Here is an 18,776-nt window from a genome sequence, read left to right as displayed (position 1 = left end):
TTTTTCCAACCGATTATCCCGTTAATTATCAATCCGCTAAATCCAAAGTAATGAACAACAAGAAGAAAAACGAGGGTCAGACCGACTTTTCCTATTACGGTCTGTACCTGCTGGACTATCTCCGCACGAACAAGTTTGAACAGGCTGACGACACCGCTTTCATACGGGAACGGGCCGACCGTGCCGCCGAAACGTATGAGAGGGCACGGCTTGAAGGCTATCCCGCCGATGGTGCGCAGGAACTGGCGATGGACACGCTGCTGCGCGGGCTGCATTATTCCCGTTACGCCATCCTCCGCGAAGTCGTGGAAAACGAGTTTGCCGATGAAGTGCCGGAAGAGAAGCGTGAAGCCTTTGTCCTGAAACTGCTGCCGCTTGTCGGCAACGTGTTCTCCGTCTATGACCTCTCGGATGACAATTTCGCCCTGTCTTCCGATTACGACCTGCTCTACACGGAGCTGACGGGAGCAACCGTCCTTTACTTAGACGAATATGGCGTTTAACCGCAAACAGAAACTGCGGGACAACATCGAGGCGATACGGACGGCATTCATCCTTGACAGGGAAAATAGGACAGCGACAACCGAAGAGCGTGCCATACTTCAAAGGTACTGCGGTTTCGGCGGTCTGAAATGTATCCTCAACCCTGCAAAGGAACTGACGGATGCCGTCCGGTGGGCGAAATCCGACCTCGAACTGTTCGCCCCGACGGTGGAGCTGCACAGGCTTATCCGTGAGAACAGCAAGGACGAAACAGAGTACAAGCGGTTTGTGGATTCGCTGAAAGCGTCCGTGCTGACCGCTTTCTACACCCCCAAAGAGATAACCGACACCATCGCGGACGTGCTGGCAGATTACAGCGTCCGCCCCGCCCGTATGCTCGAACCGTCGGCAGGTGTCGGCGTGTTCGTGGATTCCATGCTGCGGCACAGCCCCAATGCGGATGTGATGGCTTTCGAGAAGGATCTGCTCACGGGTACAATCTTGAGGCATCTCTATCCCGACCAGAAAATGCGCACCTGCGGTTTTGAGAAAATCGAAAGACCGTTCAACAATTATTTCGACTTGGCGGTGTCCAACATTCCGTTCGGTGACATTGCCGTGTTCGACGCGGAGTTTCAGCGGAGCGACTCTTTCGGCAGACGCTCCGCCCAGAAAACCATCCACAACTATTTCTTTCTCAAAGGACTGGATGCCGTGCGTGACGGCGGTATCGTGGCGTTCATCACCTCGCAAGGGGTATTGAATAGCACCAAGACCTCCGTGCGTAACGAGCTGTTCAGTCAGGCCAATCTGGTATCCGCGATACGCCTGCCCAACAACCTGTTCACGGACAACGCGGGCACGGAGGTGGGCAGTGACCTGATTGTCCTGCAAAAGAACCTCAGCAAGAAGGAAATGTCGCAGGACGAGCGGCTGATGACCGTGATACAGACGGACACGAAAACCGCCCTGACCGACAACGCCTATTTCATCCACCACCCGGAACGCATCGTGCATACGATGGCGAAACTTGACACAGACCCCTACGGGAAGCCCGCTATGGTTTATCTGCACGAGGGCAAGGCAGCAGGCATCGCCGGGGATTTGCGCCGTATGCTCGACGAGGATTTCCATTACAGGCTTGCCATGCGCTTGTATTCGGGTTCAATCCGGCAGGCAGGAACGGAAGAAAAAGTTGCCGTTCAAAATAAAGTAGAGCGTCCTGCCATAAAATTGGAAACAGTATCCTCGGCGCAGACGGTGGAAACTCCGACAGAAAAGCCGCAACCCGCAGATGAAAAGCCGGAGATAGAACCGCGCCCGCAATATTCCGCAGGCGTGCAGCTCACCCTGCTTGACCTCTGGGGGATGACGGAAGAGGTCAGCCAACCGAAAACCTCCAAAAAGAAAAAGACGGTGAAAAAGGCAGTTACGGCAAAGTCCACTCCGCCCAAACCGAAAGTCACGGTTACACCGACAGCTCCAACTGCAAAACCCGCAATGGAGAATAAGGAGGTGAAAGCGGAGAACACCGCCAAGCCTGCCGACCCGGACGACATCTATGCCACACTGGACTGGGATACCAATCCTCCCATCAACGGTTTCTATGAAATGATGATGGGTTTGACGCCGGAGCGTAGGAAAGAACTTCGGGAACTGGCAAGGCAGCATAACGAGAAACAAGTGGCGGAAAAGACGGAAGTGAAAGCCGTGCCGGAAACTTCCCGTGAGCAGCCACGACAGGAGGAAACACAGCCGGAGGCAGTCGCCGCACCTGCCGTTACAGATACCCCATCGGAAGCGGTGGGGACTTTCCTTTTCCCCGACATCGAAGCGGAAAAGCCGAAGGAGGAAGTCGTGGACCTTTCTCCGCGTGCCTACCACCGCACGCCGGAGATGCACCTGCGCGAAGGGTCGCTGGTGGCTGACCGGGGGCGTCATAACATCGGCTACCTGAAAGACATCACGCCATACGGGGCGACATTCCAGCCGCTCGACCTGAAAGGATACCAGAAGGAAAAGGCGTTGTTGTATGTGTCGCTGCGTGACGCCTACGAGCGTCTGTACCGTTATGAATCGCTCCGGCGCGAGGCAAATGTTCCGTGGCGAGAGCATCTGAATACCTGTTACGATGAGTTTGTCATGCGCTACGGCAACCTCAACGCCAAGCAGAACGTGAAGTTAGTGATGATGGATGCGGGCGGGCGCGACATCCTTTCGCTGGAACGGATGGAAAACGGAAAGTTCGTCAAGGCGGACATCTTCGAGCATCCTGTTTCCTTCGCGGTGGAGAGCCATGCCAACGTAGGCTCTCCCGAAGAAGCCCTGTCTGCGTCGCTCAACAAATATGGTACGGTCAATCTCGACTATATGCGGGAGATAACCGACAGCACGGCGGAGGATTTGCTCACTGCCCTGCAAGGGCGCATCTACTACAATCCGCTCGTGACCGGTTACGAAATCAAAGACCGTTTCATCGCCGGAAATGTCATAGAGAAAGCGGAACGCATAGAGGCATGGATGGGTGACAATCCCGAAAATGAGCGTATGCCGGAGGTGAAGCAGGCGTTGGAGGCTCTGAAAGATGCCGAGCCGCAGCGCATCGCCTTCGAGGATCTGGACTTCAATTTCGGGGAACGCTGGATTCCGACGGGTGTCTATGCCGCCTACATGAGCCGGCTGTTCGACACGGAGGTGAAAATCGCCTATTCCGCAAGCATGGACGAGTTTTCGGTGGTGTGCGGCTACCGCACCATGAAAATCACGGACGAGTTTCTGGTGAAGGGGTATTACCGGAACTATGACGGTATGCACCTCCTAAAACACGCCCTGCACAACACCTGCCCTGACATGATGAAGTCCATCGGCAAGGACGAGCATGGCAACGACATCAAGATGCGCGACAGCGAGGGAATACAACTCGCCAACGCCAAGATTGACGAGATACGAAACGGCTTCTCCGAATGGCTCGAAGAGCAGTCGCCGCAGTTCAAGGAGCGGCTTGTGACGATGTATAACCGCAAGTTCAACTGTTTCGTGCGCCCGCGCTACGACGGCTCCCATCAGACCTTTCCCGACCTCAACCTGAAAGGGCTGGCAAGCCGGGGTATCAAGAGCGTCTATCCCTCACAGATGGATTGCGTCTGGATGTTGAAACAGAACGGCGGCGGAATTTGCGACCACGAGGTGGGAACCGGTAAGACGCTGATAATGTGCATCGCCGCGCATGAGATGAAGCGTCTGAATTTGGCACACAAGCCGATGATTATCGGGCTGAAAGCCAACGTTGCGGAGATTGCAGCCACCTATCAGGCGGCATATCCCAACGCACGTATTCTGTACGCTTCGGAGAAGGACTTTTCGACCGCCAACCGTGTGCGCTTCTTCAATAATATAAAGAACAACGACTACGATTGCGTCATCATGTCGCACGACCAGTTCGGCAAGATACCGCAGTCGCCGGAATTGCAGCAGCGCATCCTGCAAGCAGAGCTTGACACGGTGGAGGAAAACCTCGAAGTGCTACGGCAGCAGGGAAAGAACGTGTCGCGGGCGATGCTGAAAGGATTGGAGAAGCGCAAGCACAACCTTGAAGCGAAGCTGGAGAAGGTGGAACACGCCATAAAGTCACGCACGGACGACGTGGTGGATTTCAAGCAGATGGGCATCGACCACATCTTCATAGATGAGAGCCACCAGTTCAAGAATCTGACTTTCAACACGCGCCACGACCGTGTGGCGGGATTGGGAAACAGCGAGGGAAGCCAGAAGGCACTTAACATGCTCTTTGCCATACGCACCATACAGGAGCGCACAGGAAAAGACTTGGGTGCGACCTTCCTCTCCGGCACGACTATCAGCAACTCACTGACTGAATTGTACCTGCTGTTCAAGTACCTGCGCCCGAAGGAGCTGGAACGGCAGGACATAAGGTGTTTCGACGCTTGGGCGGCGATATTTGCCAAGAAGACGACGGATTTTGAATTTAACGTGACGAACAATGTGGTCCAGAAGGAGCGTTTCCGCTACTTCATCAAAGTGCCGGAGCTTGCCGCCTTCTATAATGAAATCACGGACTACCGCACGGCGGAGGATGTGGGCGTTGACCGTCCTGCCAAGAACGAGATACTGCACCATATACCGCCCACGCCGGAACAGGAGGACTTCATACAGAAACTGATGCAGTTCGCCAAGACGGGCGATGCCACCTTGTTGGGCAGGCTGCCGCTTTCGGAAACGGAAGAAAAGGCGAAGATGCTCATCGCCACGGACTATGCCCGGAAAATGGCACTCGACATGCGCATGATAGACCCGAATTACGAAGATCATCCCGACAACAAAGCGAGTCACTGTGCCAAGATGATCGCGGAGTATTATCAAAAATACGACGCCCAGAAAGGCACGCAGTTCGTTTTCTCTGATTTGGGGACATACCAGCCGGGCGACGGGTGGAACGTCTATTCGGAAATCAAGCGCAAACTGACGGAGGACTACGGTATACCGCCAAGCGAGGTGCGCTTCATTCAGGAGTGCAAGACCGACAAGGCGCGGAAGGCGGTGATAGACGCCATGAACGCCGGGACGGTGCGTGTGCTGTTCGGCTCTACCTCTATGCTCGGAACGGGTGTGAACGCCCAGAAACGGTGTGTGGCTATCCATCATCTCGATACGCCGTGGCGACCGTCCGACTTGCAACAGCGTGACGGACGCGGAGTTAGGGCAGGTAATGAGATTGCCAAACATTTCGCCGGGAACAACGTGGATGTAATCATCTACGCGGTGGAGAAGTCACTGGACAGCTACAAGTTCAACCTCCTGCACTGCAAGCAGACTTTCATAAGCCAGCTCAAAAGCGGTGCGATGGGTGCGCGTACCATCGACGAGGGGGCAATGGACGAAAAATCGGGCATGAATTTCTCGGAATACATGGCGTTGCTCTCCGGCAATACCGACCTGTTGGACAAGGCGAAACTGGAAAAGCGGATCGCATCGCTCGAAGGGGAACGCAAGTCGTTCAACAAGGGCAAGCGTGATTCGGAGTTCAAGCTGGAGTCAAAGACCGGCGAGTTGCGCAACAACACGGCTTTCATAGATGCCATGACGGAGGACTGGAACCGCTTCCTGTCGGTGGTGCAGACCGACAAGGAGGGCAACCGCCTTAATATAATAAAGGTGGACGGAGTGGATTCCGCCGATGAGAAGGTCATCGGAAAGCGTTTGCAGGAGATAGCCAAGAATGCCACGACCGGAGGGTTGTACACGCAGGTCGGTGAACTTTACGGTTTTCCGATAAAGGTGGTGAGCGAAAGGATACTCAAAGAGGGATTGGAGTTCACCGACAACCGCTTCGTGGTCGAGGGGAACTACAAGTACACCTACAACAACGGGCATCTGGCGATGGCTGACCCGTTGGCCGCCGCCCGCAACTTCCTCAACGCGATGGAGAGGATACCCTCCATCATCGACCAGTACAAGGCGAAGAACGAGGTGCTGGAGATGGAGATACCGCAGTTACAGGAGATAGCGGGTAAGGTGTGGAAGAAGGAGGACGAGCTGAAGCAGTTGAAGTCCGAACTTGCCGCCCTTGACCGAAAAATTCAGCTGGAGCTTGCGCCACCCACGCCCGAAGTCGCAGAAAAGGAGAATGAAGGGCAACAGCTCAAGCCGGAAGCGGAAGATGTGAGGAACAGGCAGGCGCAATATCCCGAAAATGCACCGCCGCAGATACGCAGTCCGGCGGATAGTATCGTTGCCAACCATGTCATAATCGGGCGTCCGGGACTGTATGCCAAGGAGGAAACCCGGTCCAAAGGATTGAAAATATAACCTAAGGAATTTTATCTGAAGTATTAATAAGGGCTATCCCAAAAGGTCTAAAAGTAAATTTTATCCTTTCTGCAAGTATCTATAGGATGGCAACTGCATTTTTTTCTTTTTGGGCAGCCCTTATTAAAATTTATTCTTATTTTAGGTTATATACATTCATGTCCATTTATGTAAAAAATTCCTGCTGACCTTGTTTATGTCTTGTCAGTCACCATTTGCAAAACCATATTTGACCCTCAAAGAGGCTGAATTTGATAAGTAACTTGCTACATACTCATAATAAGGAGCTAAATAGAACACGAATGGGAAATACACAAATGCTAAACTAAAGAAGATATTGGCCAAAATAAACGCTATACCGAGAGAGAAACTTGATTTTTCAACTTCCTAAAACGGTGTTGTTCAAACATTTCTACTTATTTGTACTTGCCAGTTGAACCTACGCTTCCCTAATAAAATGTCTATGGTAAAAAGTTAAAAAATCCTCCCACTTTTGTTAGATATATTTTTTTGTGTAATTTTGTAATCGTTATGCGGCAGTAATAATATACATATTAATACGAGTTAGTAATCCTGTAGTTCTCATATGCTACGAGGAGGTATTAAAAGGTGCGTTTCGACAATGCATCTACTGTAGTATATTATTGCTTAATCCAAATGAATATTATAAATTTAGGAATTCTTGCTCACATTGATGCAGGAAAAACTTCCGTAACCGAGAATCTGCTGTTTGCCAGTGGAGCAACGGAAAAGTGCGGCCGTGTGGATAATGGTGACACCATAACGGACTCTATGGATATAGAGAAACGTAGAGGAATTACTGTCCGGGCTTCTACGACATCTATTATCTGGAATGGAGTGAAATGCAATATCATTGACACTCCGGGACACATGGATTTTATTGCGGAAGTGGAGCGGACATTCAAAATGCTTGATGGAGCAGTCCTCATCTTATCCGCAAAGGAAGGCATACAAGCGCAGACAAAGTTGCTGTTCAGTACTTTACAAAAGCTGCAAATCCCGACAATTATATTTATCAATAAGATTGACCGTGCCGGTGTGAATTTGGAGCGTTTGTATATGGATATAAAAACAAATCTGTCGCAAGATGTCCTGTTTATGCAAACTGTTGTCGATGGATCGGTTTATCCGGTTTGCTCCCAAACATATATAAAGGAAGAATACAAAGAATTTGTATGCAACCATGACGACGATATATTAGAACGATATTTGGCGGATAGCGAAATTTCACCGGCTGATTATTGGAATACGATAATCGCTCTTGTGGCAAAAGCCAAAGTCTATCCGGTGCTACATGGATCAGCAATGTTCAATATCGGTATCAATGAGTTGTTGGACGCCATTTCTTCTTTTATACTTCCTCCGGCATCAGTCTCAAACAGACTTTCAGCTTATCTCTATAAGATAGAGCATGACCCCAAAGGGCATAAAAGAAGTTTTCTTAAAATAATTGACGGAAGTCTGAGACTTCGAGACGTTGTAAGAATCAACGATTCGGAAAAATTCATCAAGATTAAAAATCTAAAGACTATTTATCAGGGCAGAGAGATAAATGTTGATGAAGTGGGTGCCAATGATATCGCGATTGTAGAAGATATAGAAGATTTTCGAATCGGAGATTATTTAGGTGCTAAACCTTGTTTGATTCAAGGATTATCTCATCAGCATCCCGCTCTCAAATCCTCCGTCCGGCCAAATAAGCCCGAAGAGAGAAGCAAGGTGATATCCGCTCTGAATACATTGTGGATTGAAGACCCGTCTTTGTCCTTTTCCATAAACTCATATAGTGATGAATTGGAAATCTCGTTATATGGTTTGACCCAAAAGGAAATCATACAGACATTGCTGGAAGAACGATTTTCCGTAAAGGTCCATTTTGATGAGATCAAGACTATCTACAAAGAACGACCTATAAAAAAGGTCAATAAGATTATTCAGATCGAAGTACCACCCAACCCTTACTGGGCCACAATAGGGCTGACTCTTGAACCCTTACCGTTAGGGGCAGGGTTGCAAATCGAAAGTGACATCTCCTATGGTTATCTGAACCATTCTTTTCAAAATGCCGTTTTTGAAGGGATTCGTATGTCTTGCCAATCTGGTTTACATGGATGGGAAGTGACAGATCTGAAAGTAACTTTTACTCAAGCCGAGTATTATAGCCCGGTAAGTACACCTGCTGATTTCAGACAGCTGACCCCTTATGTCTTCAGGCTGGCTTTGCAACAGTCAGGTGTGGACATTCTCGAACCGATGCTCTGTTTTGAGTTGCAGATACCCCAAGTAGCGAGTTCCAAAGCTATTACAGATTTGCAAAAACTGATGTCTGAGATTGAAGACATCAGTTGTAATAATGAGTGGTGTCATATTAAAGGGAAAGTTCCATTAAATACAAGTAAAGACTATGCCTCAGAAGTAAGTTCGTACACTAAGGGCTTAGGCATTTTTATGGTTAAGCCATGTGGGTATCAAATAACAAAAGACGGTTATTCTGATAATATCCGCATGAACGAAAAAGATAAACTTTTATTCATGTTCCAAAAATCAATGTCATTAAAATAATGGAGCGGTCAGGAAATTTCTATAAGGCAATACGGTTGGGATATATACTTATCTCCATTCTTATCGGATGTATGGCATATAATAGCCTCTATGAATGGCAGGAGATAGAAGCATTAGAACTTGGCAATAAAAAAATAGACGAGCTCCGAAAAGAAATAAACAATATCAATATTCAAATGATAAAATTTTCTCTATTGGGTGAAACAATACTGGAATGGAACGATAAAGATATCGAGCATTACCATGCACGGCGTATGGCAATGGACAGTATGCTCTGCCGTTTCAAGGCCACCTATCCAGCAGAGCGCATCGATAGTGTGCGCAGTCTTTTAGAGGATAAGGAACGACAGATGTTCCAGATAGTCCGGTTAATGGATGAACAACAATCTATTAACAAGAAGATAGCCAATCAAATTCCGGTTATTGTACAGAAAAGTGTGCAGGAACAGTCCAAAAAGCCAAAACGAAAAGGTTTCTTAGGCATATTCGGCAAAAAAAAGGAAGTAACTCCAGCAGTATCAACCACTATCCTTCATTCGGTCAATAGAAACGTAATCAGCGAACAGAAAGTGCAGGATCGCCAATTGTCGGAACAAGCCGACAGCCTTGCAGCTCGTAATGCAGAACTTAACAGACAACTGCAAGAATTGATTTGCCAAATAGAAGAAAAGGTACAAACCGAACTGCAAAGCCGGGAAAACGAAATAGTTGCCATGCGTGAAAAGTCATTTATGCAAGTAGGCGGTTTAATGGGATTCGTTCTTCTATTGTTGTTAATTTCCTACATCATCATACATCGTGATGCAAAAAGCATTAAACAATACAAGCACAAGACAACTGATTTGATAAGGCAACTGGAACAATCCGTACAACGGAACGAGGCACTGATAACGTCAAGGAAGAAGGCGGTACATACTATCACCCATGAACTGCGCACACCGCTGACAGCAATAACAGGCTATGCCGGACTGATACGGAAAGAACAGTGTGAGGATAAGTCCGGGCAGTATATCCAAAACATACTGCAATCCTCCGACCGTATGCGGGATATGCTTAACACTTTGCTTGACTTCTTCCGCCTGGACAACGGCAAGGAACAGCCCCGTCTGTCACCCTGCCGGATTTCAGCAATCACGCACACACTTGAAACGGAGTTCATGCCTGTTGCCGTGAACAAAGGGCTGTCCTTGTCCGTGAAGACTGGACACGATGCCATTGTATTGACCGACAAAGAGCGAATAATACAAATCGGGAATAACCTGCTGTCAAACGCTGTCAAGTTCACAGAAGAAGGCGGTGTTTCTTTGATTACTGAATATGATAATGGAGTTCTGACACTGGTCGTTGAAGATACAGGTACAGGCATGACAGAAGAGGAACAGAAACAAGCGTTCGGTGCGTTTGAACGTCTATCAAATGCCGCCGCAAAGGAGGGTTTCGGGCTTGGGCTTGCCATAATGCGTAATATTGTGTCGATGCTTGGCGGAACAATCCGTTTAGACAGCAAGAAAGGGAAAGGCAGTCGTTTCACAGTTGAAATTTCTATGCAGGAAGCTGAAGAACAGCTTGGATATACAAGCAATACACCTGTTTATCATAACAATAAATTCCATGATGTTGTCGCCATTGACAATGATGAGGTATTACTTCTGATGCTGAAAGAGATGTATTCCCAAGAAGGAATACACTGCGACACTTGCACCGATGCTGCGGCACTGATGGAAATGATACGCCAGAAAGAATACAGCCTGTTGCTGACAGACTTGAATATGCCCGATATAAACGGTTTCGAATTGCTGGAACTGTTGCGTTCGTCCAACGTGGGCAATTCACCAACAATCCCGGTGGTTGTGGCAACCGCTTCGGGCAGTTGTAACAAAGGGGAACTATTGGCAAAAGGCTTTGCCGGATGCCTGTTCAAACCGTTCTCCATATCGGAACTGATGGAGGTTTCCGACAGGTGTGCCATAAAAGCGACACCGGACGGGAAACCGGACTTTTCCGCCTTATTGTCCTATGGCAATGAAGCCGTCATGCTGGAAAAGTTGATAACTGAAACAGAAAAGGAAATGCAGGCGGTACGGGATGCAGCAAAAGAAAAAGACCTGCAAAAGCTGGATTCCCTGATCCACCACCTGCGCAGTTCGTGGGAGGTGCTCCGTGCCGACCAACCGCTGAATGTACTTTACGGATTGCTTCGTGGCGATGCTCTCCCGGATGGTGAAGCGTTAAGCCATGCCGTGACTGCCGTGCTGGATAAGGGAGTGGAAATAATACGGTTGGCAGAAGAGGAAAGGAGAAAATACGAAGATGAATAAGACAAAAATAATTGTGGTGGAAGACAACATCGTGTATTGCGAATATGTCTGCAATATGCTGTCACGGGAGGGCTACCGCAATATGAAGGCTTACCACCTCTCAACCGCGAAGAAACATCTGCAACAGGCAACAGATAATGATATCGTGGTTGCCGACCTGCGTCTGCCTGACGGCAGTGGCATAGACCTTTTGTGCTGGATGCGAAAGGAGGGAAAGATGCAGCCCTTCATCATTATGACCGACTACGCCGAAGTTAATACCGCCGTGGAAAGCATGAAACTCGGCTCGATAGACTATATTCCCAAACAGCTTGTGGAGGATAAACTTGTCCCCCTGATCCGTTCCATACTGAAAGAACGTCAGGCAGGACAACGCCGTATGCCTATATTCGCCCGTGAAGGTTCCGCCTTTCAGAAAATCATGCACCGCATAAGGCTGGTAGCCGCCACCGATATGAGCGTGATGATATTTGGTGAGAACGGCACGGGCAAGGAGCATATTGCCCACCTGTTGCATGACAAGAGCAAACGTGCAGGCAAGCCATTTGTGGCGGTGGACTGCGGTTCACTCTCCAAAGAGCTTGCACCGTCGGCTTTCTTCGGACACGTCAAAGGTGCATTTACAGGTGCGGACAATGCCAAGAAAGGATATTTCCATGAGGCGGAAGGCGGCACGTTGTTTCTGGACGAGGTAGGAAACCTCGCGTTGGAAACCCAACAGATGTTGCTCCGTGCCATACAGGAGAGGCGGTATCGCCCGGTCGGAGACAAGGCAGACCGGAATTTCAATGTCCGCATCATCGCTGCTACCAATGAAGATTTGGAGGTATCGGTGAATGAAAAGCGTTTTCGGCAGGATCTTCTGTACCGCCTGCACGACTTCGGGATAACCGTTCCTCCGTTGCGTGACTGTCAAGAAGACATTATGCCGCTGGCAGAGTTCTTCCGTGATATGGCAAACAGAGAGCTGGAGTGTAGCGTGAGCGGGTTCAGTTCCGAAGCACGTAAAGCGTTGCTGACACACGCATGGCCGGGCAACGTGCGGGAACTTCGGCAGAAAGTTATGGGTGCTGTATTGCAGGCGCAGGAAGGTGTTGTCATGAAAGAGCATCTGGAACTTGCCGTGACGAAACCGACCTCTACTGTCAGCTTCGCCTTGCGCAATGACGCGGAGGATAAGGAGCGGATATTGCGTGCGTTGAAACAGGCAAACGGCAACCGGAGTGTCGCCGCAGAACTGCTCGGCATAGGCAGGACAACACTATACAGCAAACTTGAAGAGTATGGACTTAAATATAAATTCAAGCAATCATAGCCCGTAATTCACTGAATTTGGCTATCTTTGCATAACATTTGAGAAAAACGGCGATTGGCAGGAGCTTTTCGCCGCCAACATATAGGATAAGACCGCAAGGCGTTTCAAGCGAAAATCTGGTAAATTGGAACTACGGAGACGATTGCGTGATGCTTATGCTATGCTTACGCATAGCGTGCATTCACGTACTCTCCGTAAAGGCTTTACCAGAGCCATCGCTTGAAGGTAGTGTGAATTGCACGCTACTTTTTTACCCTTGCCTAACGAAAGGAAACGATTATGGGTAAAGTTCAGATTCTCGCCGTACTGACGATGGACGGATGTCTTTCTTCAGAGTTATATGATAAAGCACATCAGGATTTGTGCCTTGACCGTTGCGGTCTTGATGAAATCAGGAAGAAAGCCTTTTACCGTGTGACACCGGACTATTCCATTTCAATGCTGCACGAATGGAGAAAAGACTGCACAAACATCCGTTACCTCGCGGAAGCCACACCGGACACGGCAGACTATATAAACGGACTGCTGCGGATGCACGCTGTGGATGAAATCATACTATACACCGTTCCTTTCATATCCGGAAGCGGACGACATTTTTTTAAGTCGGCTCTGCCAGAGCAACACTGGACGCTTTCCTCTTTGAAAAGCTATCCCAACGGTGTATGTCGCATTATCTATATCCTTGATAAAAAAGCAAGATAGCCAAAATGTGCGGCAAGCATACATTTCTATTTTCAGGAATAGAATAAATGTTCCGATTACAAACAATTTAAGTCGGAGATAATTTGTCCTTGTGAAAAAATACTGAATTTTATACCTCTGAAATCCAGCACTTTGTAAAATTGAGTGTTGGATTTTTTATTTTCTGCCGCGTTTTTTGCCAATTATATTCATGTGCGCACGCAGAAAACAAAGTGTAATTTTCAAAATTGACAGAACCATGAATTATTTCTTGCTGGCGGAAACCGACTTTTTCCGCCTGATAAACGAAGCCGGCGACTGCAATATGGAAACGGCATACACGGCTTTCGCCACCCAAGTGATCGAACTGTGCAACGGCGGCATGGACATGAACCTTACCGTCATCGCGCTTGCCTACATCGAAATCGAGTTGCAGCACCATCCCGTACGTAATCTGTCAGAAGAAAAAAGAGAGATTGCCGCCTACGTCAGCAAGGCTCTGTCTTTCGTAAGAAAGATGCAGAAATTCCTTGCCACGCCCCAAGTGCCACCACTAATATCCGCCAACAACGCAACAGAAACCACCGCCAGCCTTCTTCAATGGACGGGCAATGCCATCGACCTCGTGGAACTTATCTACGGCATAGACGTGATGGGCTGCATCAACAACGGCAATATGCCGCTCAAACAGCTCGCCCCACTTCTCTATAAGATATTCGGGGTTGATTCTAAAGACTGCTACCGCTTCTACACTGATATCAAACGCCGGAAGAACGAAAGCCGCACCTATTTCATTGACAGGATGCAGGAAAAACTGAACGAGAGAATGTTGCGTGATGAGGAGTTGGAGCGGATGAGAAAATAAAAAAATATCCATTACATATGAGAAGACAGGAATACTCGTATCCTGTCTTTTTATTTTCATTTAATTATATATTAATTAGCACAATATATGTGAGTTTTTCATTCCTATAAGGACAAATTTCAGAAACGTATGTCTGGTAAATTATTGAGTCATCATAGTATGAACATATATCATTACTAAAAACAATGAAACAACTTCCATAAGATTGTGGTTGTAAAAATCGCCATTTAATAGCCCGTTTTTTTTGTAAAATTCGCCAATTAAAAAAATATGATTATCTTTGCATTATATTTTATAAGGTATGGAAACAGTAAATAGAATACTTCAAGAGAAGATTACAGCACGAATCGCGCCCAATAAAGCAGTACTGATTTTTGGTGCTCGCCGTGTTGGTAAAACGGTAATGATGCGTAAAATTGTGGACAACTATTCAGGTAGGACGATGATGCTCAACGGCGAAGACTACGACACATTAGCACTATTGGAGAATCGCTCAATAGCCAATTATCGGCATTTATTGGATGGTATTGATTTGCTGGCTATTGATGAGGCACAGAACATACCACAAATCGGTAGTATTCTGAAGTTGATAGTTGATGAAATACCGGGAATAAGTGTCTTGGCAAGTGGTTCTTCGTCATTCGATTTGCTGAATAAGACTGGTGAACCGTTGGTCGGCCGCAGTACGCAATTTCTCCTTACACCATTCTCGCAACGGGAAATCGCACAGACGGAAACGGCACTTGAAACCCGCCAGAACCTCGAAGCGCGCTTGATTTACGGTTCCTATCCCGAAGTAGTAATGATGGAGAACTATGAACGTAAAACAGACTACCTACGTGATATTGTCGGTGCATACCTGCTTAAAGATATCTTAGCAATTGACGGCTTAAAAAATTCGAGCAAGATGCGCGATCTACTGCGATTGATAGCTTTTCAGTTGGGCAGCGAAGTTTCTTACGAAGAGTTAGGTAAACAACTCGGCATGAGCAAGACGACCGTTGAAAAATACCTCGACCTATTGGAAAAGGTCTTCGTTATCTATCGTCTGGGGGCTTATTCGCGTAACCTACGCAAGGAGGTTACAAAAGCTGGCAAGTGGTACTTCTACGACAACGGCATTCGCAATGCCATTATCGGGGCTTTCTCACCGCTGGCCATTCGGCAGGATGTCGGTGCGCTGTGGGAGAACTACATCATCGGAGAGCGGCGCAAAGCGAACTTCAATGAGGGACTGCACAGGGAGTTCTATTTCTGGCGCACCTACGACAAACAGGAAATCGACCTGATTGAGGAGAGTGCCGACAGTCTTACCGCCTTGGAGTTCAAGTGGGGAAATAAAATGCCGGCCGCACCGAAAGCCTTCCAAGAAGCCTATCCCTATGCCGAGTTTCATGTGGTAAATCGGGAGAATTATTTGGAGTTCGTATAATCAATAAATTACGTATATGGAAACAAAACTACAATCCAAACAGCAATATCCGCGGTTTATCCAAAATAAACCGTGTGGTATTGACAAATTCGATGGAGGTTCGCAAGAAAGGTTGGCAAAAACTATTGCTCGCCATTTTTGTCAGAATGATTCATTGGATGAGGAATGTACTTTACCTCGAATTATCGGCATCGAAGGTATTTGGGGATCTGGAAAATCCAACGTGGTTAAAATGTTGGAACGTGAATTATCAGACGACTATTACTTTTTTGAGTATGACGCATGGGGACATCAAGAGGACTTGCAACGCCGCTCTATATTGGAATTGCTTACAAGCAAACTTATTGATGATGGTATCCTATCTGGAAATGCAACAATAAAAGTCAAAGGTGGAGGTACGAAAACCGTATCATGGTCTGAAAAGCTGAAATATTTATTAGCCCGTAAAACGGAGACCGTAACCGAAAAATATCCCCTTATCAGTAATGGTATGGTTGCGGCATTTTTGGTTGCAGTTTTAACTCCGATATTTACATTTATTGCGTATGCAGTAAAACCTACACCCACAACATGGTGGTTTTCTTTATTGTCTATTATCATAGCTGCACTGCCAGTTCTTATTGCATTGTGCGTTTGGAAATGGGCATATAGCAAAGATCATAAATATGGATGGAGTTATATGTTAGCTATTTATCAAGATAAAGTCGAAAAGGACGTTTGCTATGAGACTTTGAGCGAAGACGAACCAACGGTTTACGAGTTCAAAACATGGATGCAAGACATTTCTGATTTTATCAAGGAAAAAGGACAACGTAAATTAGTCCTTGTTTTTGACAACATGGATCGTCTCCCCGCTGAAAAAGTAAAAGAATTATGGTCTTCTATCCATACGTTCTTCGCCGATAGCGGTTTTGAAAATGTTTGGGCTGTTATTCCTTTCGATGAAACACATTTAGCTTGTGCATTCGGAGATGAGACCGACGAACAAACGAAACAACTGACCAAGTATTTTATCAATAAAACTTTCCCTATTGTTTATCGTGTTGCTCCTCCTGTTATTACCGACTATCGAAGTATATTCAACAAACTGTTTGTTGAAGCATTTGGAGAAACAGAAAATGAAGCGAAAGAAACTATAAATCGGATATTCAGATTGGTAAATCCTAATGCCAATGTTAGGGAAATTATATCATATATCAATGAGATGGTCGCTCTTAAACAAGAGTGGTGTAACGAAATTTTGATGATAAACATAGCATTGTTCTGTTTGAAGAAGACGGATATTCTGGCAAATCCAGTAGAACAAATATTGTCCGGCGACTATCTGAATGGCATTCAAACAATAATTAACAATGATCTGCAAACACAACGCGAAATTGCAGCTTTGGTATATGGTGTCGATGTTGAAGATGCTCGACAAATTCCATTGAAAAAATATATTGAAGGCTGCATCAACGGAGAAGAAGACCACGACATAAATCAATATGCAGAGACTAATAAACAATTTGACACTGTATTAGAAGAAGTTATACAATGTATGGACAATGCGCTTATCGATAAGATTATACATTGTTTGCATAAATTAACTCGAAAGAGCGATGTTATTCTGCGTGTATGGCAAAGAATAGCACAATTGAAATTAAAAGAATCCATAGAGAAGCAGGTGTTCCCTGTCGAATACCAAGAACTGCTGTTGCATTTAGACACGGAAAGCCAAAACCATGTGATTGCTCAATTATATAAGAAGATAGTTCGGTTCAATGACTTCAATGGCGGCGACTATTTCAAAACGTTAGATGCAATAGACAGGTTTATTGCGCAAAATAAGTTGGCGTGCGATTTTACGTCATTGATTGAAGCAAAAACAGTCAAGCCAAATACATTTATCGATTATATTCAAGCTGCAAATGCAACAGATGCTGCCTATCGGGATAACGCGACAACTAAAGCATATAAATATTATCAAGTAGCAACAAATTCGGAGGCGCTCGATAATTATTTGGCAAACTTACTACCCGATAATTTCGACCATGCAGATATTGTAAAAACGTTAAAAGATAATTCTACCTATACGTTTCCAACGCTTTTGCAAGCGATCACGAATTGCATTGATGAACAGAATGTAAATAAAGATAATATAGGGGCTATATTTACAACCTATCGTTTATTGGCATCTGACGAAGAAAGACCTTTACCTGTAACGTTAGATTCAACCTACATAAATCAGTTGCATTCTGAATTAGAAACTGATGGCCGAAACATTAAAGAGTCTGGATATTACGATTTAGTCGCCATGCAATTGGCACATGGTCATTCCGTTTCCTTAATAGAGGGTGGAGATATAAAATATGTTGCAGAACTCATGGACTATTATGTGGATCATGGAGACTTATTAGTAAATAGTGTGGGATGGAATATACCGCTATTAAATGAAACACTACAATACATGGTAAATCATAAACTTGGCTATAAATTATTGCTCTCAGACATATTGCCCCAATTTGAAGATATTAAGAACAGAATAGGTGTAACGGATGAGGTATTTATCGAGCATTTAGCAGAGTGGAATACCGATTTGGATAAGTATATCACTAAGAACAATATTAAAGATGTAATTCCTGACGCATCTTTTTACGATTTGACCACTAAAATAAGCAATGTCCTGACCGATCATATCAATAAAATAGCGTTCGAAGCGTTGTCTGAAATAAGTGTTGATACATTATACGCCCAAAGAACAGCACATACATCATATTATTGGTTTGTCGCAATAAAACATTTACTGGCTAAAATCAAATCCTTGCCAGATAACTTGACTGAATTTGGCAAAAAGATTCTGATGGATATTGCTTCTGGAACTCAAAGTTTGAATCCTTTCCCTAATTGTTTCAAGAATATAGTTGAAAGATTGGATAAACGAAAAATTAAATCGACAGTTACCGATATAAGAAATGATTTCTGCATCGGTAAAAAGACTATCAATGCAATAAAGTTTCAATTTTTCGAAACATGGCTTAGATCGCATGGTAATTTGAAAAGTCAAGCTGGAGACGTTATTGATAAAATAGTGAAACCTGTAATTTCCGATGGGGCATGCCGTTCATTGATTCTGCAAAACAAAGATTTTTATATGGATTTAATAAATACAGCAGGGGATGATGCTTATGAATTGAAAAAGAGTCTCCGAAACCTCATACAAAAAGATTCAGATCCGCAATTGGTTAAATTTGTCAATTCGATAGATTCAGTACCTGAGGTTGAAACCGCGTAAGT

The 18,776-nt window shown here is 46.0% G+C and carries 9 protein-coding genes; all 9 read left to right on the top strand.

The window, feature by feature from the left end; all coding sequences use genetic code 11:
- Positions 1-50: 50 nt before the first annotated feature.
- The 9 genes from RIKMI_RS0102600 to RIKMI_RS0102560 all read left to right on the top strand — a co-directional run bounded on the left by RIKMI_RS0102600 (position 51) and on the right by RIKMI_RS0102560 (position 18,774).
- Entirely contained in the window at positions 51-503 is a 453-nt protein-coding gene (locus tag RIKMI_RS0102600; RefSeq protein WP_004304266.1) for a DUF1896 domain-containing protein, read from the top strand.
- Positions 493-6,309, top strand: coding sequence for an N-6 DNA methylase (locus RIKMI_RS0102595; protein ID WP_004291462.1), 5,817 nt, complete (start codon positions 493-495; stop codon positions 6,307-6,309). Before RIKMI_RS0102600 ends, RIKMI_RS0102595 begins: the two co-directional genes overlap by 11 nt.
- A 657-nt stretch (positions 6,310-6,966) precedes the next feature.
- Positions 6,967-8,892, top strand: coding sequence for a tetracycline resistance ribosomal protection protein Tet(Q) (gene tet(Q), locus RIKMI_RS0102590; protein ID WP_004291466.1), 1,926 nt, complete (start codon positions 6,967-6,969; stop codon positions 8,890-8,892).
- Entirely contained in the window at positions 8,892-11,210 is a 2,319-nt protein-coding gene (locus tag RIKMI_RS0102585) for a hybrid sensor histidine kinase/response regulator (RefSeq protein ID WP_004291467.1), read from the top strand. The genes tet(Q) and RIKMI_RS0102585 overlap by 1 nt, the downstream gene beginning before the upstream one ends.
- Entirely contained in the window at positions 11,203-12,525 is a 1,323-nt protein-coding gene (locus RIKMI_RS0102580) for a sigma-54-dependent transcriptional regulator (protein WP_004291471.1), read from the top strand. The genes RIKMI_RS0102585 and RIKMI_RS0102580 overlap by 8 nt, the downstream gene beginning before the upstream one ends.
- 279 nt (positions 12,526-12,804) lie before the next feature.
- The gene (locus RIKMI_RS0102575; protein ID WP_004291474.1) at positions 12,805-13,227 is read left to right on the top strand and encodes a dihydrofolate reductase family protein; all 423 of its coding nucleotides are present in this window, start codon (positions 12,805-12,807) and stop codon (positions 13,225-13,227) included.
- 238 nt (positions 13,228-13,465) lie between these two features.
- Positions 13,466-14,071, top strand: a complete 606-nt coding sequence (locus tag RIKMI_RS0102570) for an RteC domain-containing protein (protein WP_004304269.1) — start codon at positions 13,466-13,468, stop codon at positions 14,069-14,071.
- Positions 14,072-14,372: 301 nt separating this feature from the next.
- Positions 14,373-15,503, top strand: a complete 1,131-nt coding sequence (locus RIKMI_RS0102565) for an ATP-binding protein (protein ID WP_004291480.1) — start codon at positions 14,373-14,375, stop codon at positions 15,501-15,503.
- A gap of 16 nt (positions 15,504-15,519) precedes the next feature.
- Entirely contained in the window at positions 15,520-18,774 is a 3,255-nt protein-coding gene (locus tag RIKMI_RS0102560) for a P-loop NTPase fold protein (RefSeq protein ID WP_004291481.1), read from the top strand.
- Positions 18,775-18,776 lie beyond the last annotated feature (2 nt).

Origin of the sequence: Rikenella microfusus DSM 15922, assembly GCF_000427365.1 — a bacterium.
Classification (GTDB): Bacteria; Bacteroidota; Bacteroidia; order Bacteroidales; family Rikenellaceae; genus Rikenella; species Rikenella microfusus.
The sequence above is the reverse complement of the archived record's forward strand: the minus strand, read 5'-3'. Positions and strand labels throughout refer to the sequence as shown.